The sequence below is a fragment of the Ruegeria sp. BC3 genome (assembly GCF_056539265.1).
On record NZ_JBQFUP010000001.1, the window covers coordinates 387,549 to 407,360 of the forward strand.

At 58.3% G+C, this 19,812-nt stretch carries 20 protein-coding genes; 12 read left to right on the plus strand and 8 right to left on the minus strand.

The window, feature by feature from the left end:
• The first annotated feature begins 42 nt into the window (after positions 1-42).
• The 7 genes from ACR0MV_RS01865 (at position 43) to ACR0MV_RS01895 (ending at position 9,204) form a co-directional block, all read left to right on the plus strand.
• Positions 43-705: a MarC family protein gene (locus ACR0MV_RS01865; protein ID WP_170463828.1), complete on the plus strand. Its 663-nt coding sequence runs from the start codon at positions 43-45 to the stop codon at positions 703-705.
• 116 nt (positions 706-821) lie between these two features.
• Positions 822-1,052, plus strand: coding sequence for a phosphoribosylformylglycinamidine synthase subunit PurS (purS, locus tag ACR0MV_RS01870; protein ID WP_170354098.1), 231 nt, complete (start codon positions 822-824; stop codon positions 1,050-1,052).
• A gap of 4 nt (positions 1,053-1,056) precedes the next feature.
• Positions 1,057-2,100 carry a zinc-dependent alcohol dehydrogenase family protein gene (locus tag ACR0MV_RS01875; protein WP_480700811.1) on the plus strand — a complete coding sequence of 348 codons (1,044 nt, stop codon included), beginning with the start codon at positions 1,057-1,059 and terminating at the stop codon, positions 2,098-2,100.
• Positions 2,101-2,111: 11 nt separating this feature from the next.
• Positions 2,112-2,780 carry a phosphoribosylformylglycinamidine synthase subunit PurQ gene (gene purQ / locus ACR0MV_RS01880; protein WP_170425107.1) on the plus strand — a complete coding sequence of 223 codons (669 nt, stop codon included), beginning with the start codon at positions 2,112-2,114 and terminating at the stop codon, positions 2,778-2,780.
• Between the two features lie 36 nt (positions 2,781-2,816).
• Positions 2,817-4,595 (plus strand): sensor histidine kinase, encoded by a 1,779-nt coding sequence (locus tag ACR0MV_RS01885; RefSeq protein ID WP_480700812.1) that lies wholly within the window; start codon positions 2,817-2,819, stop codon positions 4,593-4,595.
• Positions 4,596-4,607: 12 nt separating this feature from the next.
• Entirely contained in the window at positions 4,608-5,942 is a 1,335-nt protein-coding gene (locus tag ACR0MV_RS01890) for a sigma-54-dependent transcriptional regulator (protein WP_108858689.1), read from the plus strand.
• A gap of 505 nt (positions 5,943-6,447) precedes the next feature.
• A complete protein-coding gene (locus tag ACR0MV_RS01895; RefSeq protein WP_480700813.1) occupies positions 6,448-9,204 on the plus strand; it encodes an Rne/Rng family ribonuclease in 2,757 nt (918 codons plus the stop codon).
• A 43-nt stretch (positions 9,205-9,247) separates the two neighbouring features.
• Here the strand turns inward: ACR0MV_RS01895 and ACR0MV_RS01900 are convergent, their stop codons facing one another.
• Positions 9,248-9,481 (minus strand): sulfurtransferase TusA family protein, encoded by a 234-nt coding sequence (locus ACR0MV_RS01900; protein ID WP_170425615.1) that lies wholly within the window; start codon positions 9,479-9,481, stop codon positions 9,248-9,250.
• 105 nt (positions 9,482-9,586) lie between these two features.
• Between ACR0MV_RS01900 and ACR0MV_RS01905 the strand changes: the two genes are divergently transcribed.
• The 4 genes from ACR0MV_RS01905 to ACR0MV_RS01920 all read left to right on the plus strand — a co-directional run bounded on the left by ACR0MV_RS01905 (position 9,587) and on the right by ACR0MV_RS01920 (position 13,917).
• Positions 9,587-10,339, plus strand: a complete 753-nt coding sequence (locus ACR0MV_RS01905; RefSeq protein WP_170425098.1) for a cytochrome c biogenesis CcdA family protein — start codon at positions 9,587-9,589, stop codon at positions 10,337-10,339.
• A 63-nt stretch (positions 10,340-10,402) separates the two neighbouring features.
• Positions 10,403-11,617, plus strand: a complete 1,215-nt coding sequence (locus ACR0MV_RS01910; protein WP_170425095.1) for a hypothetical protein — start codon at positions 10,403-10,405, stop codon at positions 11,615-11,617.
• Positions 11,614-12,963, plus strand: a complete 1,350-nt coding sequence (locus tag ACR0MV_RS01915) for a cytochrome P450 (protein ID WP_170425092.1) — start codon at positions 11,614-11,616, stop codon at positions 12,961-12,963. The genes ACR0MV_RS01910 and ACR0MV_RS01915 overlap by 4 nt, the downstream gene beginning before the upstream one ends.
• Before the next feature lie 72 nt (positions 12,964-13,035).
• Positions 13,036-13,917 carry a fructose bisphosphate aldolase gene (locus ACR0MV_RS01920; protein ID WP_170425076.1) on the plus strand — a complete coding sequence of 294 codons (882 nt, stop codon included), beginning with the start codon at positions 13,036-13,038 and terminating at the stop codon, positions 13,915-13,917.
• A gap of 3 nt (positions 13,918-13,920) precedes the next feature.
• Here the strand turns inward: ACR0MV_RS01920 and ACR0MV_RS01925 are convergent, their stop codons facing one another.
• Genes ACR0MV_RS01925 through fumC form a run of 4 tightly spaced genes read right to left on the minus strand, consistent with a single transcriptional unit; the run spans position 13,921 to position 16,370 of the window.
• Entirely contained in the window at positions 13,921-14,523 is a 603-nt protein-coding gene (locus ACR0MV_RS01925; protein WP_480700814.1) for a DNA-3-methyladenine glycosylase I, read from the minus strand.
• A 58-nt stretch (positions 14,524-14,581) separates the two neighbouring features.
• Positions 14,582-14,803: a ribbon-helix-helix domain-containing protein gene (locus ACR0MV_RS01930; protein ID WP_170425070.1), complete on the minus strand. Its 222-nt coding sequence runs from the start codon at positions 14,801-14,803 to the stop codon at positions 14,582-14,584.
• The gene (locus tag ACR0MV_RS01935; protein ID WP_480700815.1) at positions 14,800-14,976 is read right to left on the minus strand and encodes a DUF4169 family protein; all 177 of its coding nucleotides are present in this window, start codon (positions 14,974-14,976) and stop codon (positions 14,800-14,802) included. The genes ACR0MV_RS01930 and ACR0MV_RS01935 overlap by 4 nt, the downstream gene beginning before the upstream one ends.
• Positions 14,976-16,370, minus strand: coding sequence for a class II fumarate hydratase (gene fumC, locus ACR0MV_RS01940; RefSeq protein WP_480700816.1), 1,395 nt, complete (start codon positions 16,368-16,370; stop codon positions 14,976-14,978). Before fumC ends, ACR0MV_RS01935 begins: the two co-directional genes overlap by 1 nt.
• A gap of 213 nt (positions 16,371-16,583) precedes the next feature.
• Between fumC and ACR0MV_RS01945 the strand changes: the two genes are divergently transcribed.
• On the plus strand, positions 16,584-17,141 hold the full coding sequence (locus tag ACR0MV_RS01945; RefSeq protein ID WP_217359047.1) for a hypothetical protein: 558 nt from the start codon (positions 16,584-16,586) through the stop codon (positions 17,139-17,141).
• 33 nt (positions 17,142-17,174) lie between these two features.
• On the opposite strand, the gene ACR0MV_RS01950 is transcribed toward ACR0MV_RS01945, so the two are convergent.
• From ACR0MV_RS01950 to ACR0MV_RS01960, 3 genes are all read right to left on the minus strand, one after another.
• Complete coding sequence (locus ACR0MV_RS01950) at positions 17,175-17,636, minus strand: SspB family protein (protein WP_480700817.1); 462 nt, start codon at positions 17,634-17,636, stop codon at positions 17,175-17,177.
• A 76-nt stretch (positions 17,637-17,712) separates the two neighbouring features.
• Complete coding sequence (gene chrA / locus ACR0MV_RS01955; RefSeq protein ID WP_480700818.1) at positions 17,713-18,966, minus strand: chromate efflux transporter; 1,254 nt, start codon at positions 18,964-18,966, stop codon at positions 17,713-17,715.
• The gene (locus ACR0MV_RS01960; RefSeq protein ID WP_480700819.1) at positions 18,963-19,778 is read right to left on the minus strand and encodes a chromate resistance protein ChrB domain-containing protein; all 816 of its coding nucleotides are present in this window, start codon (positions 19,776-19,778) and stop codon (positions 18,963-18,965) included. Before ACR0MV_RS01960 ends, chrA begins: the two co-directional genes overlap by 4 nt.
• Positions 19,779-19,812 lie beyond the last annotated feature (34 nt).

The window sequence follows — 19,812 nt, forward strand, 5'->3', positions numbered from 1 at the left end:
TCTCTCATTGTCGGGTGGAACTATTGGACGGTGACCACATCAATGGCTGAATTGTTCGACCAGGCGGTATTTCTGAAATTCCTCGCGGCTCTGCTGGCGATTTTCAACCCGCTATACGGAATCCCGATCTTTCTGAGCATGACCGAAGGCTATTCACCGGCCGAGCGTAAACGCGTGGCGCTGGTCGTGACCGGAACCGTTGTGACGGTCGCTTTAATCTCAGTTGTCGTTGGTGAAGAAATCCTGGCGATCTTTGGCATCGACATACCGTCCTTTCGGATCGCCGGTGGCCTGATCATTCTGGGGGTAGGGATGTCCATGCTGAACGCCTCTGACCCGCCGCAAGGGGATCAGAAGGCAGCCGAAGAGGGTCACAAGAAGAAAAGCAACATTGCCGTCGTGCCTCTGGCCATTCCACTGACGATCGGGCCGGGTACGATTGCGACTACGATTGTCTTTGCCCATACCCTGTCAGATGGGGCCGAGATCGTGACACTGGGCTCGGCTGTCTTGATCGCCTGCGCCATTGTTGGGGTCGGATTGTTGTTTGCGGACCCGATTTCCAAGTTCTTTGGCCCAACCATGATCAACGTAATCACGCGGGTTATGGCCATCATTCTGGTCGCCGTTGCCGTGGAAATGGTTCTGACCGGCACGTTCGACGCAATCGACAAGCATTATCCGGGGCTCACAGGGGGCGGTTGATCTGGCAGGACTGCGGCAAACTGCGTGCTGACAAGGGTTGTCGAACGCCCATCGGCAGGTTATCCCCCGCGCAACGGAACGGGTCCGAACTTGGGCCCTCAGCTGGAGTTGCGAGAATGAAAGCACGTGTGCATGTGATGCTCAAGAACGGGGTTCTGGACCCGCAGGGTGAGGCGGTGCGTCACGCATTGGGTGCCATGGGCTTTGATCAGGTCGAAGGCGTGCGTCAGGGCAAGGTCATCGACCTTGAGCTGGCAGACGGCGCGACCGAGGCGGACATCACCGAGATGTGCGAAAAGCTGTTGGCCAACACCGTCATCGAGCGTTACGAGATCGAACTGGTCTGAGCTGATGCGGGCTGCGCGTCTGATCACCTACCGTCAGCCCCTGGAGCTGACGACCGTTGCTGACCCGGAACCAGCAGAAGACGGCGTCGTCGTCCGTGTGCTGGCCTGCGGCGTTTGCCGCTCGGATTGGCACGCCTGGTCAGGCTCGGACCCCGATGTCGAGCTTCCCATGACGCCTGGGCATGAATACTGCGGCGAGGTCGTTGCAGTCGGCCCGCGTGTCAGCCGTTGGAAGGTCGGGGACAGGGTGATCGCACCCTTTATCCTGGCCTGCGGTCACTGCCCGGACTGCGCGCAAGGCCATCAGACGATTTGCGCTGATCAGGTTGTTCCCGGATTTACATGTGACGGGGCCTTTGCCGAATACATCGCTGTAGCACATGCAGATGCCAATCTGACGGCGCTTCCCGATACGCTAGCTCCTGAAATTGCTGCGGCGCTCGGGTGCCGTGTTACAACTGCATGGCAAGCGCTGGTCGGGCGCGCGCAGTTGCAGGGCGGAGAATGGCTGGCCGTATACGGCGGCGGCGGCGTTGGGATTTCGACATTGTTGCTGGGCAAGGCACTGGGCGCGCGCGTCGTCGTGGTCGATATTGCCGACGACAAACTGGCCTATGCCAAAAGCCTTGGCGCCGACGCGGTGGTGAATGCTGCGACCGTTGACGCGCCTCAGGCCGTCAAGGACATTACCGGCGGCGGTGCGCATGTCGCGATTGAGGCGTTGGGGATTGAAACCACCACCGTAGGTGCTCTTAAGTCCTTGCGGAAACTGGGCCGTATGGTGCAGATCGGAATGCCAACCGGCGATCACGCCGAGATGTCCCTGCCGATGGACGTTCTGTACTCGGGTCAGTTGGCTGTCTATGGAACGCGGGGTATGCCAAGCTGGCGATATCCTTCACTTGTTTCGCTGATTTCTGGCGGGTCTGTTGATCTGAGCCCACTCGTGACGCGAAAAATATCTCTGAATCAGGTGAGTGATGAACTTGCCGCTTTCGACCATCCAGCACCGCCGGGTGTTGCCGTGGTCACCGATTTTGTCTCGTAGGAGGGCCTGCCATGCGCGCAGCTGTCATCGTATTCCCCGGGTCCAACTGTGACCGTGATCTGGCCGTCGCTTTTGAACAGGCGGGTTTTCAGGTCGATATGGTCTGGCACAAGGATGCCGCACTGCCTGCGGGCGTGGACATCGTTGGTGTGCCGGGCGGTTTTTCCTACGGTGACTACCTGCGCTGTGGCGCTATCGCCGCGCAATCGCCGATCTGCAAGGCCGTCGTCGAGCATACGGAACGCGGCGGTTACGCCTTTGGCGTCTGCAACGGGTTTCAGATCCTGACTGAAACCGGCATCCTGCCGGGTGCGCTGCTGCGCAATGCCGGTCTGAAATACATCTGCCGCACGGTCGGCCTGAAAGTGGAAACCAGCGACAGCGCCTTTACCGAAGGCTATAACGCTGGCGATGTGATCGGTATCCCAATCGCGCACCACGACGGCAACTATTTCGCAGATGATGCGACGCTGGCAAAACTGAAAGACCAGGATCGCATTGCGTTCACCTATACCGAGAATCCGAACGGCTCGGTCGGCGACATTGCCGGTATCCTGTCCGAGAACCGCAGGGTGCTGGGGATGATGCCACACCCCGAACGCGCGGCAGACGAAGGTCACGGTGGCACCGATGGGGCGGCATTGTTCCGCGCATTGTCTGGCGTTCTTGCTCCGGCGTGACTTGAGCTTGAGCCTCAGCCCGCGTAACTTTCCGGGATGAGTTCTGAAGTTCGCTCTAGCTGGTCCTTTCTGACAAAACCACTCCGCGGCGCGCCATTGGGTTGGCGGCTGCGGGCGGCGGTCTTTCTTTTGCTGTTCGCAACGGTCACAACGGTTTATGTGACCAACCGGCTGCTGACCGACCGTTTTACCGAGTCCACGCGCAACCGCGCCGAGGTGCGTCTGGCCCTGTATTCCGGGAACCTGCTGAGCGAGCTGCGCAGAAACGCCATCGTTCCCCAGCTTCTGGCCCGCGATCCCACGCTTATTTCTGCGCTGCAATCCAGTGACTTCTCGCTGTCCACTCAGCGTTTGATCTCGTTCGTCGAAGAGATCGGCGCGGCGTCGCTGATGCTGTTGGATGGAGATGGACGCTCGGTCGCGGCAACGGACCGGGCGCGGTTGGGCGAGGCGCATCGCAGCTCGCCCTATTTCATCGACGCGATCCGTTCGAACTCGACGATCTTTACCGTGATCCAGACCGAGTCTGGCGGATACAGCTTTGTCTATTCACGCAGAATCGAAGCCAACTCTGAGATTTTGGGCGTCATCGTGGTCGAGGTCGACCTTCAGAAATTCGAACGCGCCTGGGCCGGTATCTCTGATGCGGTGATGGTGACCGACAGCACAGGGGCCATCATTCTGACCACCGAACCGCAATGGCGCGGTCTTGAAGAAAACGCCGCGATGCTGCGCCAGCCTCCGCAAGGCGCAATCCAGCGTGCAATTCGCGCCACGACCGATTGGACCGCGCTTCCGCCTGATGCGTACCTGCAGGGCGAAGCGGTGATGCGGATGGAGACGCGCATCCCGTTCCGGGGATGGAAAATGACGTCGTTCACCACCTACCAGTCGATTCGAGAGAAGGTGAACAGCGTCATCGCGCTCGAGATCATGGGCTTTGCGATTCTTCTGGCGCTGACCTTCTACGCGCTTAGCCGCCGCGCCACGTTCCGCATGGCCTTGTTCCAACGCGAGTCGGCAGAGCTTCGCGCATTGAACACAAGGCTAAAGCGGGAAATTGCTGAGCGGGAACGGGTTGAAAAGACGCTGGAAGTTGCCGAGCAGACGCTGGCTCAGAGCTCGAAATTGGCGGCTCTGGGCGAGATGTCGGCTGCCGTCAGTCACGAGCTCAATCAACCTCTGGCTGCAATGAAAACCTATCTCGCCGGAGCGCGCCTGTTGTTGCGGCGCAACCGCTCGGAAGAGGCGCTGGCGAGTTTTGGGCGGATCGATGGGCTGATTGAGAGGATGGGGGCAATTACCCGGCAGCTCAAGTCCTATGCACGCAAGGGAGCGGACGCGTTTTCCCCTGTAAATCTTAGCGAAGCGCTGGCTGCATCCTTGTCCATGATGGAACCGCAGCTGCGGCAGCGGCATGTGAAGATCACCCAGATCTTGCCGGACGAACCGGTGCTGGTCATGGGAGACCGGATGCGGATCGAGCAGGTCATGGTGAACCTCTTGCGCAATGCGCTGGACGCCACCAAATCGGTAAGCGAGCCGGATGTCGAAATCATACTGGCGGCAGGTGATATGGCGGTGCTGACCGTGCGCGATAATGGCTATGGAATCGAGAACATCGAAAACCTGTTCGAACCGTTCTATACTACCAAACAGCCCGGTGACGGGGTTGGTCTGGGGCTTGCCATCTCATCCGGGATCGTGAACGACCATGGCGGACGGCTGACTGCCCGCAACAGCCCCCAAGGCGGGGCGGTGTTTGAAATGCAGCTGCCGATACTTGGAAGCGACGGCCTTGAAGCCGCGGAATAACGAGGAATGATTATGGCACAGGCCATGAAGATCGCCATTGTGGATGACGAACAGGACATGCGCCAGTCGATCAGCCAGTGGCTGGCACTGTCAGGATATGACACGGAGACCTTTGCCAGCGCCGAGGATGCGCTCAAGGTGTTGGGGCCGGAGTATCCTGGCATCGTGATCTCGGACATCAAGATGCCCGGGATGGACGGCATTCAGCTGCTAAAAAAACTGATGGGGGCGGATAGCACTCTGCCGGTCATCATGATCACCGGCCATGGCGACGTGCCCATGGCGGTCGAAGCCATGCGCGTAGGTGCGTTTGATTTTCTGGAAAAACCGTTCAACCCGGACCGCATGTCAGAACTGGCCAAACGTGCCAGCAACGCGCGCCGGTTGACACTGGACAACCGTGCGCTGCGGCGCGAACTGTCTGGCGGCACGCAGATCATGAACAAACTGATCGGCGCCAGCCCGGTGATGGAGCGTCTGCGCGAAGACATTCTGGATCTGGGGCAGGCGGACGGTCATGTACTGATCGACGGCGAAACGGGCACGGGCAAGACTCTGGTAGCGCACGCGCTGCACGCCGTAGGCAGCCGGGCGGGTAAGAAATTCGTTCTGGTATCCTGCGCCGCACTGGAAGAAGAGGCTCTGTCCAAGCGGTTGTTTGGCCCGATGATGCCCGAAGACGCGCAACTGCCCGCCATCGAAGAAGCGCGTGGTGGCACCCTAGTGCTGGAGGATGTAGAGGCCCTGAGTGATACGCTTCAGGCACGCCTGTTGAGCGTGATGAACGATCAGGGAACCCCGGCCGAAACGCGTATCATCGCAATTTCAAACCTACAGGAAGCGGGTAAGACAAGCGAAGACGTTCTGCGACCTGACCTGTTCTATCGCCTCGCAGCGCTGCGGATCACCATGCCGCCGTTGCGTCAGCGTGGAGAGGATATCCTGACGCTGTTTACCCGGCTGAGCGAACAGTTCTCGGAAGAATACGGCTGCGAAGCGCCGCAGGTGAGCGCTCAGGAGGCCGCTCAGTTGTTGCAGGCACCTTGGCCGGGGAACGTGCGTCAGTTGATCAACATTGCAGAACGCGCGGTTCTGCAATCCAGACGAGGCTCGGGCACGATTGCGTCGCTACTGATGTCCGATCACGAGGAAATGCAGCCGGTCATGACAACTGAAGGCAAACCGCTCAAGGAATACGTGGAAGCATTCGAGCGGATGCTGATCGACAATACGATGCGTCGCCACAAGGGCTCGATCGCATCTGTTATGGATGAACTGTGCCTGCCGCGTCGGACGTTGAACGAGAAGATGGCGAAATACGGGCTGCAACGCTCGGATTATCTGTAAGGGAGGGGGGCCAGCCCCCCTCTTGGCCTTGCAGGCCAATTCACCCCCCGAGGTATTTTAAGCCAGATGAAGCGATCCCGCGCCCAGTTCGGAGGGGCGGGATGTAGTTTGCCCATTGTCTTTTCCACAGGACTGCTTTTATTGTAGCCGAACGGGCCGAGCCATTTTTGCGCTCTTAAGTCCCGAATCATTGAGTTTCGCTGCTTTGCCGCAGGTGATCGTATTTCATCGCAAAGCAGACCGATTGTGCCCCATGGGGCAGTAGAACGCCTGAGCCCGCAGATGCGGGCGAAAGGAATAAATGGGCGGGCAGCGGCCAGAGTCGCGCCTGTCGGAGAAGAACCGCGATGACGCGCGCGCAACGATTGAGTGTACGGGCAGGGGGCCAAAGCGCCAGACCCTGCCGCGCGCCGTCCTATATCGCCCTGACAAGACACCACCCCAAAAGCGCCTGTCCTCCCGGACGGGTAAGGACAACGCGTTTGGCGCGGTGCACCAAGGACACATGGCTAAGAAAATGCTTATCGATGCCACCCACGCGGAGGAAACCCGTGTCGTGGTGGTTGACGGAAACAAGGTCGAGGAGTTCGATTTTGAGTCCGAAAACAAACGCCAGCTTGCTGGCAACATCTATCTTGCAAAAGTAACTCGGGTTGAGCCGTCCCTGCAGGCGGCCTTTGTGGACTATGGCGGAAACCGGCATGGTTTCCTCGCGTTTTCCGAGATTCATCCTGACTACTATCAAATCCCTGTTGCTGACCGTGAGGCGCTGATGGAGGAAGAACGCGCCTACGCTGAGGCGATGAAGGCGCGTGATGAGGCGGAAGAATCCAAGCCGAAAAAGCGCCGCTCGCGGTCGCGGACCAAAGCCGCGGATGTGAAATCCGATGATGCGGTCGAGTCGATTGAGGTTTCGAACGAGCCCACCGGCATGGAAACAATTGACCTGGATGAAGGTGAAGAGGCGGCAGATGTGTCTGTGCCTGAAGGCACCTCTCCGGTCGAGCTTGTCGCTGAAACACCGGTTGAAGAGCCGGAGGATTCGGTCGAAGAACCTGCGGCTGATGAGGTTGCAGACCCTGTAGTCGATGCGGTCGAAGAAGACGCGCAAGAGCCAGTCGCTGAAGATGCATCTGAACAGGAAGCAACATCAGAAGCTGTAGCGGAAGAATCCGCACCCGAGGCTGTTGAGGCGGAAGCGGAAGACGGTGAAGAGACCGAAGCCCGTTCAGATGCGACTGAGAAAGACGACTCGATCGAATCCGTGGCCGACGAAGATGACAGCGAAGACATCCGCCCGCCGCGCAAACCGCGCCCACGCCGGTACAAGATTCAAGAGGTCATCAAGGTCCGCCAGGTTCTGCTGGTGCAGGTCGTCAAGGAAGAGCGCGGCAACAAGGGCGCTGCGCTGACCACATACCTGTCGCTGGCAGGTCGTTACTGCGTTCTGATGCCCAACACAGCGCGCGGTGGCGGGATTAGCCGCAAGATTACCAACGCGCCGGATCGCAAGAAGCTGAAAGAAATCGCAGCGGATATCGACGTGCCCACGGGCGCCGGTCTGATTATTCGGACTGCAGGTGCAAAGCGCACCAAATCCGAGATCAAACGCGACTATGAATACCTGCAGCGCATGTGGGAGCAGATCCGCGAACTGACTCTGCAATCCATTGCGCCCGCGAAAATCTATGAGGAAGGCGATCTGATCAAACGGTCGATCCGCGACCTCTATAACCGCGAGATTGATGAAGTTCTTGTCGAAGGCGAGGGCGGTTACCGCATTGCCAAGGACTTCATGAAGATGATCATGCCGTCCCACGCAAAGAACGTGAAACGTTATGAAGATGCGCTGCCGCTGTTCGCGCGCTATCAGGTGGAAAGCTATCTGGCCGGGATGTTCAACCCGACCGTACAGCTGAAATCCGGTGGCTACATCGTGATCGGCGTGACCGAAGCGCTGGTGGCGATCGACGTGAACTCGGGTCGGGCGACCAAAGAGGGCTCGATCGAGGAAACCGCGCTGAAAACTAACCTCGAGGCCGCCGAAGAAGTGGCGCGCCAACTGCGTCTGCGTGACCTTGCCGGTCTGATCGTCATCGACTTTATCGATATGGACGAGCGTAAGAACAACACGGCGGTCGAAAAACGCCTTAAGGACAAGCTGAAAACCGACCGCGCGCGCATTCAGGTGGGCCGTATCTCGGGCTTTGGCCTGTTGGAGATGAGCCGTCAGCGTCTGCGCCCCGGTATGCTTGAGGCGACCACGCAGCCATGCCCGGCCTGTCATGGCACTGGCCTGATCCGCTCGGACGACAACATGGCGCTGTCCATCCTGCGTCAGATCGAAGAGGAAGGAACGCGCCGTCGCTCGCGCGAGGTGCTGGTCCGCTGCCCGGTCAGCATCGCCAACTTCCTGATGAACCAGAAACGTGAGCATATTGCGCAGATCGAGGCGCGCTATGGCCTGTCCGTACGCGTTGAAGGCGACGTGCATCTGGTCAGCCCTGATTTCTCGATGGAGAAGTTCAAGACCGCCAGCCGGATTGTTCCCGAAGCCAGCGCACCTGTTGTCTCGGTCGATGCGTCCCTGATGGATCTTGTTGACGCGGACGAAGAAGAACAGGTCGAAGAAGAAGCTGTTCAGGCGGAAGAAGAGGCTAAGCCCAAGCGCAAACGCCGCCGCCGTCGTCGGAAAAAGAGCAATGGGTCCGGTGAAACTCCTGAGGTGAATACCGAAGAGGGTGAAGCAACGGCTGCCGAGACGTCGGATGAGGCCAAAACTGAAGCTGAGGACGAGGCGAAGCCTGACGGTGAAAAAGCCGAGCCTGCGGAAGAGGAAAAGGCTGCCAAGCCCAAGCGCCGCCGTGCGCCCCGTCGCAAGAAGAAAGACGTGGAACCGGTTGAAGCGGCGGAAGAAACCGCTCCGGAAGAAGCTGCGGAACAAGTTGCGACAGAAGACGCCGATGCGCCTGCTGAGGCGACGACCGAGGCCGCGCCGGAAGAAGCCGCTGTAGAATCCGCCGAAGAAGCGGAGCCGACCGTTGCCACCGCCGAGGAGCCTGTGACCGAAACCGTGGCCGAGGTTGAGCCTGTTCAGGAAGAACAGCCAGAACTAGTGGCGGAAGTTGTTGCCAATGAGCCGCAAGAACCTGCGGAGGTCGCGGTCGAAGAGACGCCCGAACCCGTTCTGGAGGTTGTAGCCGAAGAACCGGAACAACCCGCCAAGCCGAAACGGCGTGGCTGGTGGTCGCTGGGTCAATAACAAGAAAAGGTGGGCCAGGTGCCCGCCTTTTTCTTTGGAAACCTCAGTCAGATTTTTGGATCAGATAGATCTGATGCCCGTCAGCCTCTTCTTGAGCCAACAGTTGGTGCCCACTTTCCGCACAGAAATGCGGGACATCGACTATAGCGGCCGGATCGTCGGCCAGCACGCGCAGCACGGCCCCGGCAGGCATGGATTTCAGGCGTTTACGCGCTTTGAGCACGGGCAGCGGGCACAGAAGCCCCAGTGCATCGAGTGTTTCTGACGGATTTGACATACGGTTCAGATATTTCCACTTTGACACGGTGTCCAGCGTGCAACCACGAGGATGTGACCGAATGGCCCCGTGACGATGGCGCTCAGGTAACATATGTGCTGATGCATGTTCGGAATTGACATCATAGACGCGGGCCTGCTGCCTGCCATGTTCATCGCGCTGCTGGGTGGTCTGATCAGCTTTCTGTCCCCTTGCGTGCTGCCCATCGTCCCGCCTTATCTGGCGTATATGAGCGGTGTGACCATCCATGAGATGCAGGATCAGGCCCAGGCGCGACGTAAGGCCACTCTGGCTGCTTTATTCTTTGTTCTGGGCCTGTCCACGGTGTTTTTGCTGTTAGGGTTCACTGCATCCGCTTTCGGGGCCTTTGTGTTGCAGAACCAGGTGTTGTTCGCAAAGCTGTCGGGTGCGGTGGTGATCGTTTTCGGTCTGCACTTTCTGAACGTGTTCCGCATCCCATTTCTGGACCGCGAAGCGCGGATTGAGACCGGCGACTCGGGCGGGTCCGTGTTTGGCGCGTACATCCTGGGACTGGCTTTTGCGTTTGGCTGGACGCCTTGTATTGGGCCCCAACTTGGGGCGATCCTGTCGCTTGCAGCGTCCGAAGCCTCGGTCGCACGTGGTACTTTGCTGCTGGGTGTTTACGCGGCGGGTCTGGGTATTCCGTTCCTTCTGGCAGCAATGTTCCTGAATCGCTCGATGTCAGTGATGAACCGGATCAAACCCTACATGGGCACGATCGAGAAGGTGATGGGTGGCCTACTTCTGTTTGTGGGCATCATGCTGATCACCGGTCTGTTCACCGAGTTCAGCTGGTGGCTGCTGGAAACGTTCCCGGCATTGGCAAATTTCGGGTGATCTGCTGATCCGACTTACCTTGACGCTCAGCCTGCGTTAACCTGCGCTGCAGAAGGTAAGGCCATGAGCAGTCGGAATAATCATCCAGTGGTGAGCGAACGCCGGGTATTCTACATACCCGGCTATGATCCGATTCCGCCACGCCGCTATCGCGAGCTTTACCGCACCGAAAGCGCCCTACAGGCCGAGATCTCTGGCTACCAGATTTCGGTATCAGCTAAATCGGGGGGTGGCCCCTATGGCTGGCACGTGTCATCCCGGCAGGACGGCGTCGAAGTATTGGCCGACGTGGATGTTCTGGTCTGGTCCGATATTGTGCGCGACAGCATGTCCAATTCGATCCCGGCGACTTATCTGCAGCTGTTTCGAACCGCGTGGACCTATGTCTCGACCGGTGCGCTCCGTCGCCTGATGCGGTTGCGCAAGGGGCCGGTCATCGCGGCCCTGTACCCGGTGGGCATGCTTCTGGCGCAGTTGTTGCTGGCGGTTGTCCTTACACTGGTCCTGTCGTGGCTATTGCGGCCGTTTCTGGGTTGGTTTGGAATGATCCCGGCTGTGGCTGCCGCATATGGGCTGCTGAGCTGGTTTCGCAAGCTCGACGGCAAGCTTTACGCCTATTACCTGATGCATGATTACGCTTACTCGGCAAAGCTCAAGGGCAAGACACCGGACGAACTGCGCCAGCGTTTGCGCAGCTTTACCGCCTTGATCCACGAAGCGTTACAGTCGGATGTGGATGAGGTACTGGTCGTCGGCCACAGCTCCGGCGCGCATCTGGGGGTGAGTGTTCTGGCCGATCTGATCCGTGAGGGTGTGTTGCCCGACGATGGGCCAGAGCTTTCATTCCTGACTTTGGGGCAGGTGGTGCCCATGGTTTCGTTCCTGCCGAATGCAGAGGAATTGCGGGCGGATCTACAGTTTCTGTCCGCGCAAGAAGACCTGACATGGGTTGATGTCTCGGCCCCCGGGGACGGGTGTTCGTTCGCTTTATGTGACCCCGTTGCTGTAAGTGGTGTCGCCGGGGCGGACAAAAAATGGCCGCTGGTCCTGTCAGCAGCCTTTACCCAAACCCTGTCGCCCGAACGGTGGGAAGCCCTGCGCTGGAAGTTCTTTCGCCTGCATTTTCAGTATCTTTGCGCTTTCGATAACCCGGAACGGTACGACTACTTCCGCATTACGGCCGGGCCTCAGACTTTAGGGCAACGGTTTCAGGGTCGCGCGCCGTCCATTTCCAGGGTGGAAGAGGCGGTCTCGAAATACACAACGGTGAAGGCATGACGCCGCCCAAGCCCACACCGCGTCCGGACAAGGTCTCGCTCTGGCGGTACATGAAACTGTTCCGCAAGGACATCTTATCGGCGCAGCCACAGCGACTTTACCGCGCGTGGATGGCTGAATTTCGGACGCCATTCTTTCGATCATACCTGATCAACCAGCCGGAACTCATTGAGACTGTGCTGAAAAAACGTCCTGATGATTTCCCAAAATCGGACCGGATCAGCGAAGGGTTGCGTCCGTTGCTGGGGGACTCGGTGTTCCTTACAAATGGAGAAACCTGGAAGCGTCAGCGTCGGATCATCGACCCGGCATTTGAAGGCGGTCGGCTTAAGGACACTTTCGCGGCAATGCACGCCGCAGGTCAGGCCGCAGTAGATCGATTGCAGCCGCAGGCCGGTTCAGTTGTAGAATGCGAAGAGATCACCAGCCATATCGCGGCGGATGTCATTTTCCGTACGTTGTTTTCGGTTCCTATTGAACACGAGGTGGCGGCGCAGGTCTTTGACAAGTTCCATAGCTATCAACGCGAGCAGCCTATTCTGAACCTTGCTGCGTTTGTTCCGCTGCCAAAATGGTTACCGCGTCTTCACTCAAGGCGCACTCGGAAGAATGCCAATGAAATCAGAAAGCTAATCCAGCATCTTACGGCAGAGCGCGCTGAACTGATCGCGCAAGGGCAAGCTCCTGATGATCTGGCGACCAAGATCATGACGACGCGTGACCCTGAAACCGGGCATGGTTTTGACATGCACGAAATGGTCGACCAGGTCGCGATCTTCTTTCTGGCGGGCCATGAAACCAGCGCCTCGGCACTGGCTTGGACGTTGTATCTGATGGCAATGTACCCGGAATGGCAGGACAGGTTGGCAGAGGAGGCTGCGGCGCTCGACACGCCCGACTTTGCGGTCATGTCCCGCCTAAAGCTTAGCCGAGATGTGTTCCGTGAAGCGCTGCGGCTTTATCCCCCGGTGCCCATGATGGTGCGCGAGGCCACCTGTCCCGAGCGGTTCCGCGATCGCGAGGTGCTGAAAGGTGCGCAAATTGTCATCAGCCCGTGGCACCTGCACCGGCAGGAAAGGCTTTGGGACTGCCCGGATGCCTTTGATCCAACCCGGTGGGAGACCGAAAACGGCAAGACCTGCCAACGCAACGTCTATATTCCGTTTTCAGCCGGCGCACGGGTGTGCACCGGGGCAGGGTTCGCCATGATCGAAGGACCGCTGCTGTTGTCCATGCTGCTAAGGCACTATCGGTTCGAACTGGTCGAAGGCCAAACGCCTGTTCCCGTGGCTCATTTGACCGTCCGGTCGAAGGACGGCATTTGGTTGCGCGTGGTTGAGCGCTAACAAACTACCATCGCTGATCGCCTTGCTGTATGCGGTTTGAAAATGCGGAATCACATTGAACGGGAAAGTCTTATGTCCTTAGCAGAACAGCGCGCACAAATGTCCAACGGCGCAGGTTTTATCGCAGCATTGGATCAAAGCGGTGGTTCGACCCCGAAGGCGCTGGCGCTTTATGGCGTGGACGCTTCGGAATACAGCTCGGACGAAGAGATGTTCGGTGAGATCCAGAAGATGCGCGCGCGGATCATCCTGGCGGATGACTTCACCAAGGACAAAGTGATCGGCGCCATCCTGTTCGAGCGGACTCTGGGCGAAGAGATCGACGGTCGTAAGGTGGCCGACTATCTCTGGTCGGTGAAGGGCATCGTCCCTTTCCTCAAGATCGACAAGGGCTTGGAGGACCAAGCGAATGGCGTTCAGATGATGAAACCCATTCCCGGCCTCGCAGATACGCTGGCCAAAGCAGAAGGTGTGTTCGGCACCAAAGAGCGTTCGGTCATTCACGAAGCCAACGCCGAAGGCATCGCCGCGGTTGTTGCACAGCAGTTTGATGTCGCGCGTGAAGTCGTAGCCGCAGGCATGGTTCCGATTGTCGAGCCAGAGGTGAACATCAACTCGACCTCGAAGGCCGAGGCCGAAGACATTCTAAAATCTGAAATCCTGAAGAACCTCGACCAACTGGACGACGGGCAGGACATCATGCTCAAGCTGACCATCCCCAGCCAGGCGGACCTGTATGACGCCCTGGCTGATCACCCGCGCGTTCTGCGTGTGGTGGCCCTGTCCGGCGGCTACTCGACCGAGCAGGCCTGTGATTTGCTAGCGCAGAACGGCAAGATGATCGCGTCGTTCTCGCGTGCTTTGACCGAGGGCCTGTCGAAACAGCAATCCGATGCCGAATTCAACTCGGCTTTGGGCGGGAACATCGACAAGATCTTCCGCGCGTCTGTCTAAGCGCTAGACGGGTTTGGTGAAATCGCGGCGCAATCGCGCCGCTTTTTCTCGCATGACGCAGTCAGTGGCGTGGTCATTCACCAAACCCATCGCCTGCATAAAGGCGAACACAGTCGTGGGGCCGACGAACTTCCATCCTCGTTTCTTCAGGTCTTTCGACATCGCCACGGATTCCGGCGAAGTCGAGGCGGTCTGCGGGGCAGGTGGCATCTCTGCCTCATATCGCCAGACATAAGCGGCCAGAGAACCTTCGGCGGCGATCAGCTCTTGTGCGCGGCGGGCGTTGTTGATGACAGCCTCGATCTTGCCGCGGTGGCGGATGATGCCTGCATCTTGCAACAACCGCGTTACATCCGCATCATCAAACGCCGCCACTTCATTGATTTCAAAGCCTTTGAACGCTTTGCGAAAATTCTCGCGCTTGGCCAAAATCGTGCGCCAACTCAGCCCTGACTGAAAGCTTTCAAGGCAGAGCTTTTCGAACAGGCGCTGGTCTTCTCTGACCGGGTAGCCCCATTCCTGGTCGTGATACTCAAAAAACTCAGGCGCTGCCTGACACCAGGCGCAACGCGGTTTCCCATCTGGTCCATTCACGGTGCCGGCCATGCGTGTTCCCTCTTTGTTCTATAATACGGTACACCATGAGAACCTCAGGTCGCAAGGGTCAACCGCGATCGCGATACCAGTTCAGGACAAACACACGAATGGCCGATGCCAGTCCGGTTTCAGGGTCTCGTGCGACATCAATATCCGCCGCTAACGCATTGATTGGTTGATTTTTCTCTTCCGCAATGTCTCGGAAAGCACGCCAGAATTCATCCTCAAGCGAAACCGAGGTGCGATGCCCTTTGAGTGTCAAAGAGCGCTTTACGGGGCGGCCACTCATTCATCCAGTTCGTGACCGTCGAGGTCGCGCTTCTGCTTTTCCTGCCGCAGCTTGTCGGCGTTCTTTTCAGCCTTGGTTCGCCCAAACGCCACAGCGTTTTGGTTGGCGCGGGCCTTGTTCTCGGCCCGCGCTTTTTCTTTTCTGAACCGGTTCAGGTTGACCGGTTTGCCCATCAGTCTTTCGGGCCAATCATGTGTTCGGGCCGGACGACCGCGTCAAAGGTCTCTTCATCGACAAAGCCCAGCGCGATAGCCTCTTCCTTGAGGGTCGTGCCGTTCTTATGCGCCGTCTTGGCAACGGTGGTCGCGTTGTCATACCCGATGGTCGGTGCCAACGCGGTCACCAGCATCAACGATTCCTTCATCAGCTTATCGATGCGAGGCTCATTGGCCTTGATGCCCAGCAGCATCCGTTCGGTGAAGCTGTCTGTAGCGTCGCCCAGCAGTTGGATGGACTGCAAAAGGTTGTACGACATCATCGGGTTATAAACGTTCAGCTGGAAGTGGCCTTGTGAGCCTGCAAACTTCATCGCTGCGTCGTTGCCCATGACGTGCGCGGCGACCTGCGTCAGCGCCTCGGCCTGAGTCGGGTTCACCTTACCGGGCATGATGGATGAGCCGGGCTCGTTTTCTGGCAGGACCAACTCACCCAAACCAGAACGCGGGCCGGAGCCCAGGAAGCGGATGTCATTGGCAATCTTGTAGCAAGAGGCCGCAATTGTCGCCAAAGCGCCCGACAAAAAGACCATCGCGTCATGGGCGGCGAGGGCTTCGAACTTGTTGGGGGCGGTGACAAAGGGCAGGCCGGTGATGTCGGCCATGTTCTTGGCGACAGCCGCATCCCAGCCGTTATGGGTATTCAGACCGGTGCCAACGGCGGTACCGCCTTGGGCCAGTTCAAAAATACCGGGCATTGCGGCTTCGACCCGGGCGATGCCCTGACGGATCTGGTGCGCATAGCCGCCGAATTCCTGTTCCAGTGTCAGTGGCGTCGCGTCTTGCGTATGCGTACGACCGATCTTGATAATGCCAGCAAACTCTTTTGCCTTGGCTTCCAGAGCCGATGCAAATTTCTCAAGACCCGGCATCAGCACGTCACGCACGCTCATCGCAGTGGCGATATGCATCGCGGTTGGGAAGGTGTCATTTGACGACTGCCCCATATTGCAGTGGTCGTTCGGGTGCACCGGATCCTTGGAGCCGATCACGCCGCCCAAAATCTCGATCGCGCGGTTGGCGATGACCTCGTTCGAGTTCATGTTCGACTGCGTGCCCGAACCAGTCTGCCACACGACCAGAGGGAAATTGTCGTCAAACTTGCCCTCAATCACTTCACCCGCGGCCTGAATAATCGCGTCGGCGATCGTTGCATCCAGCTTGCCAATGGACTTGTTCTCCATCGCACAGGCCTTTTTGATCACGCCCAACGCGCGAACGATGGCCACGGGCTGTTTTTCCCAGCCGATCGGGAAGTTCATGATCGAACGTTGCGTTTGAGCACCCCAATACTTGTCGGCGGGAACCTCCAACGGGCCAAAGCTGTCGGATTCGGTGCGGGTCTGAGACATCGGTTACTCCGTCTTGTATGCAGTCGCATGCCATTTACCCGTGACAACGTCATCGCGCAATCGGCCAGTTGGGCGCACCATAAGCTCAACACCGCCAAAGGTATAGGCGCATGAGTGCGTCATTTTTCTTTTGCAGACGGGCATTAGGGCCATTGTGTGCGCGCAGCGCTCGGCTAGAATGACAAAACCACAGAACCGGAGGGTCAAGTGCTCCTGATTTCCCGAATTCACCCGCACAGGCTGGTTGCAATTGCTTTGGGCGTACTGTTTTGGGCCGCTTGCCTTACCCTTCAGGCGCAGGCGGGGGACATCAAACCATTTGTCGGAGATTACGTCGGTTCGGCCAATGTCGTAGATGATGATGGCACCGAAACGCCTCGGGACATGAGTGTGTCCATCCACGAGACGAAAGACGGCTTCAACGTCAGCTGGAAGACCACGACCTATAAGCCTGATGGCCGTGTCAAAGAGCAGTCTTTTTCAATCGATTTCAAGGAATCTGATCGCCCTGATGTCTACTCGGCCGCGATGAAACGCAATGTGTTCGGGCATGAGGTGCCTCTGGATCCGATGCAGGGCGAACCCTTTGTCTGGGGTCGGATCGAAGGCCAAACCCTGACCGTGTTTTCGTTGTTTATAGATGAGAATGGCGGATATGAGCTGCAGCAGTTCGACCGAACACTGGCCGAAGGCGGGATGAACCTTTCGTTCTCGCGGTTCCGCAATGGCGTGAAGTCGCGGTCTGTGGAAACCTTCCTCGAAAAACAGTAAACCCCGCGCGTGGCGGGGTCTTAATGCTGAGGCTTACTTTCTGAAACTATCCAGCGACACGACATCTGCGTCATGCTGGACCGGAGTTTCCTCGACCTCGATCGTTTCTTCAACGATATGGGTGGCGATCTCGTCCTCATCCTCAGAGCTTTCGAACCGTAGCCCAAATTCAACGGACGGGTCCACGAAGGTTTTGATCGCAGTGTAGGGGATATACAGCGGCTCGGGCGCATCTCCAAAGTTCAGCGTGATGGCGAAGCCTTCGTTGCCCACTTCAAGATTTTCGAACCAGTGCTGCATGACTATCGTCATTTCTTCGGGATACCGATCGTGCAACCAATCCGCCAGTTCCACACCTTCCTGCCGGGTATCGAACGTGATGAAGAAATGATGTGCCCCGGGCAGGCCGTTTTCAGCCACGTTAGTCAGAACCTTCTGGATCAGCCCGCGCATCGCGGTGTGCATCAGGGTTCCGTAATCAATGTCCTGCGGCATGTGTCATCCTCAAAAATGGTTACCCCAAGCATAGGCGATTCCTTGGGAAACGAAAGACCGCGTGTGGTTGGATTGTTTAAAGAAAATGCAACCCGAGTCCCGCCGCGGCCATAATGGCCAGCGTCAACCCCATGCCGAATTTTAGCTTGAATATCAACACCCCGGCCACGATCGTTAGCCCCACAGCCTGCAGGTTTAATGTGGCGACCTCGGGCCACGGAAGGCTAAGGATGCCCCATGTTTTTTGCGGGATCGTTCCAAAAAGAACGTTCAGCGCGAACCACACCGAAAGGTTGAGAATCACACCGACCACCGCAGCCGTTATCCCATGCAGCGCAGCAGACAGCTTTGGGCGCGCGGCCAAGTGGTCGAGGTAAGGCGCCGCCAGGAAAATCCACAGAAAACAGGGCACAAAAGTCGCCCACAAAGCAACCGCGCCAGCCGCCAGAGCCAGCGGCATGCCTCCTGTGATCTGTCCAGTCAGCATGGCGACGAACTGAGTCACCAGGATCAACGGGCCGGGCGTTGTTTCTGCAAGGCCGAGAGCGTCAATCATCTGATCGGTCGTGATCCACTGATACTGATCCACAACGGTCTGGGTCATGTAGGCCAGCACAGCATATGCTCCGCCAAAGGTGACCACGGCGAGGCGGGCAAAGAACCAGCCCAGATCGCTCAACAGGTCCTGTCCCGTTACAGTTAGCCAGACCAGAGGACCCAACCACAGCGTCAACCAAACAGCGCAGGTGCGCAGCGGTCGGGCGGCGCTTGGGGCAGGCGGGGCCGCGTTTGTGGGCGCATCACCCCGGAAACTGAGGTAACCCCATATCGCAGCCCCCAAAATGATCAGCGGGAAGGGCAGATCAAAGGCGAAGATGGCGATGAAGCCCAGACCGGCGATGACCTTATGCTCAGTATCCGTCAGAGCCTTGCGCGACAGGTTCCTGAGCGCCTGCAGCACGATGACGATCACCGTGGCCTTTACGCCCAGAAAACCAGCCTGCACCAAAGGCAGATTTCCGAATGCGGCGTATAGGGCGACCAGGACCGCGATGATTAGCGCGCCGGGCAGCACAAACAGGCCGCCTGCGATCAAGCCTCCGGTCACGCCGCGCAACCGCCAACCCGCATAGGTGGCGAGTTGCATCGCCTCGGGGCCGGGCAACAGCATGCATAGCGAAAGCGCGCGCAGGTAAGTCTGTTCGCCCAGCCAGGGGCGTTTTTCCACCAGCTCCTGGTGCATCAGTGAAATCTGCGCGGCAGGCCCTCCAAAGGACAGCAGGCCGATGCGTCCAAAAACGCGAACCAGATCCGTCAGTGTTGGTGTCATGATTTGCGATCCGTTGGCCAATCGTGACGTTCCTCGAACCCATCCCGCGCCCAACGGTACAGCGCATCATACAGATGCATACCCGCAGCCAATGCTTCGTGGTCATCGCGATATTGGCGTGACAGGCCGACCGATACGGCCAGCAGACCTGCAGCTTCGGGGGCGAGGTCGTGACGATTTGTGTCGGCTGCCCGCACCACGGTCGCCAGCCGATCCAACGCAGGTGAGTGCAGCGCGAACTCATCCAGCATGGTGTCAAAAGTGCAGCGGTCCTGTCGGTGGCTCCAAAAGGTATTCTCGACATCGAACGGCGTCGCGTCAAAGATGGCGGCCGCGGCCTCGACTTCAGTTGGCGCGACGAACAAGAAACGGGCGCGGGGATCGACAAAACGACGGATCAACCAAGGGCAGGCAATGCGGTCGATCTTTGGGCGATGCCGGGTGATCCAAAGCGAGCCCTCTGGCCGCAGCATTTTCAGAGCTGCGGCGGGCACGCGTGGCGCATCTGTTGTCTCGCGCCAGGCGACCATTCCGCCCTCAAGATACTCAGCTTGAATGCCCCTGCTGCGCAGGAACGAAACAACAGCCTGGCTGAGTTTCTTACCCTTTCGGCAAATCACGACAGCAGGGCGGTCGGCAATCAAAGCCGCAAGCCCCTCGACGTCCTGCGCTGAATGGCGAATGGAGCCGGGGATCAGATATGGATCGGCCTGAAAATCCGCGTCGATACAGATGTCGATCAGTATCGGTGCTTTGGGTGTTCCGATCAGCCTAAGCAATTGCTTTGGGGTTATGGCATTGGGCGCGGGCACAGCATGTCTCCTGGTTTTGTCGGATCCATGCGAA

Excerpts from the sequence above, each read along its gene's own strand:
- ACR0MV_RS01910 (WP_170425095.1), top strand. The coding sequence starts at position 10,403 with ATGAGCAGTCGGAATAATCATCCAGTGGTGAGCGAACGCCGGGTATTC.
- ACR0MV_RS01885 (WP_480700812.1), top strand. The coding sequence starts at position 2,817 with ATGAGTTCTGAAGTTCGCTCTAGCTGGTCCTTTCTGACAAAACCACTC.
- chrA (WP_480700818.1), bottom strand. The coding sequence starts at position 18,966 with ATGACACCAACACTGACGGATCTGGTTCGCGTTTTTGGACGCATCGGC.
- purQ (WP_170425107.1), top strand. The coding sequence starts at position 2,112 with ATGCGCGCAGCTGTCATCGTATTCCCCGGGTCCAACTGTGACCGTGAT.
- ACR0MV_RS01865 (WP_170463828.1), top strand. The coding sequence starts at position 43 with ATGGCTGAATTGTTCGACCAGGCGGTATTTCTGAAATTCCTCGCGGCT.
- ACR0MV_RS01895 (WP_480700813.1), top strand. The coding sequence starts at position 6,448 with ATGGCTAAGAAAATGCTTATCGATGCCACCCACGCGGAGGAAACCCGT.
- ACR0MV_RS01920 (WP_170425076.1), top strand. The coding sequence starts at position 13,036 with ATGTCCTTAGCAGAACAGCGCGCACAAATGTCCAACGGCGCAGGTTTT.
- ACR0MV_RS01890 (WP_108858689.1), top strand. The coding sequence starts at position 4,608 with ATGGCACAGGCCATGAAGATCGCCATTGTGGATGACGAACAGGACATG.
- ACR0MV_RS01900 (WP_170425615.1), bottom strand. The coding sequence starts at position 9,481 with ATGTCAAATCCGTCAGAAACACTCGATGCACTGGGGCTTCTGTGCCCG.
- fumC (WP_480700816.1), bottom strand. The coding sequence starts at position 16,370 with ATGTCTCAGACCCGCACCGAATCCGACAGCTTTGGCCCGTTGGAGGTT.
- ACR0MV_RS01925 (WP_480700814.1), bottom strand. The coding sequence starts at position 14,523 with ATGGCCGGCACCGTGAATGGACCAGATGGGAAACCGCGTTGCGCCTGG.
- ACR0MV_RS01915 (WP_170425092.1), top strand. The coding sequence starts at position 11,614 with ATGACGCCGCCCAAGCCCACACCGCGTCCGGACAAGGTCTCGCTCTGG.
- purS (WP_170354098.1), top strand. The coding sequence starts at position 822 with ATGAAAGCACGTGTGCATGTGATGCTCAAGAACGGGGTTCTGGACCCG.
- ACR0MV_RS01950 (WP_480700817.1), bottom strand. The coding sequence starts at position 17,636 with ATGCCGCAGGACATTGATTACGGAACCCTGATGCACACCGCGATGCGC.
- ACR0MV_RS01875 (WP_480700811.1), top strand. The coding sequence starts at position 1,057 with ATGCGGGCTGCGCGTCTGATCACCTACCGTCAGCCCCTGGAGCTGACG.
- ACR0MV_RS01935 (WP_480700815.1), bottom strand. The coding sequence starts at position 14,976 with ATGGGCAAACCGGTCAACCTGAACCGGTTCAGAAAAGAAAAAGCGCGG.
- ACR0MV_RS01930 (WP_170425070.1), bottom strand. The coding sequence starts at position 14,803 with ATGAGTGGCCGCCCCGTAAAGCGCTCTTTGACACTCAAAGGGCATCGC.
- ACR0MV_RS01905 (WP_170425098.1), top strand. The coding sequence starts at position 9,587 with ATGTTCGGAATTGACATCATAGACGCGGGCCTGCTGCCTGCCATGTTC.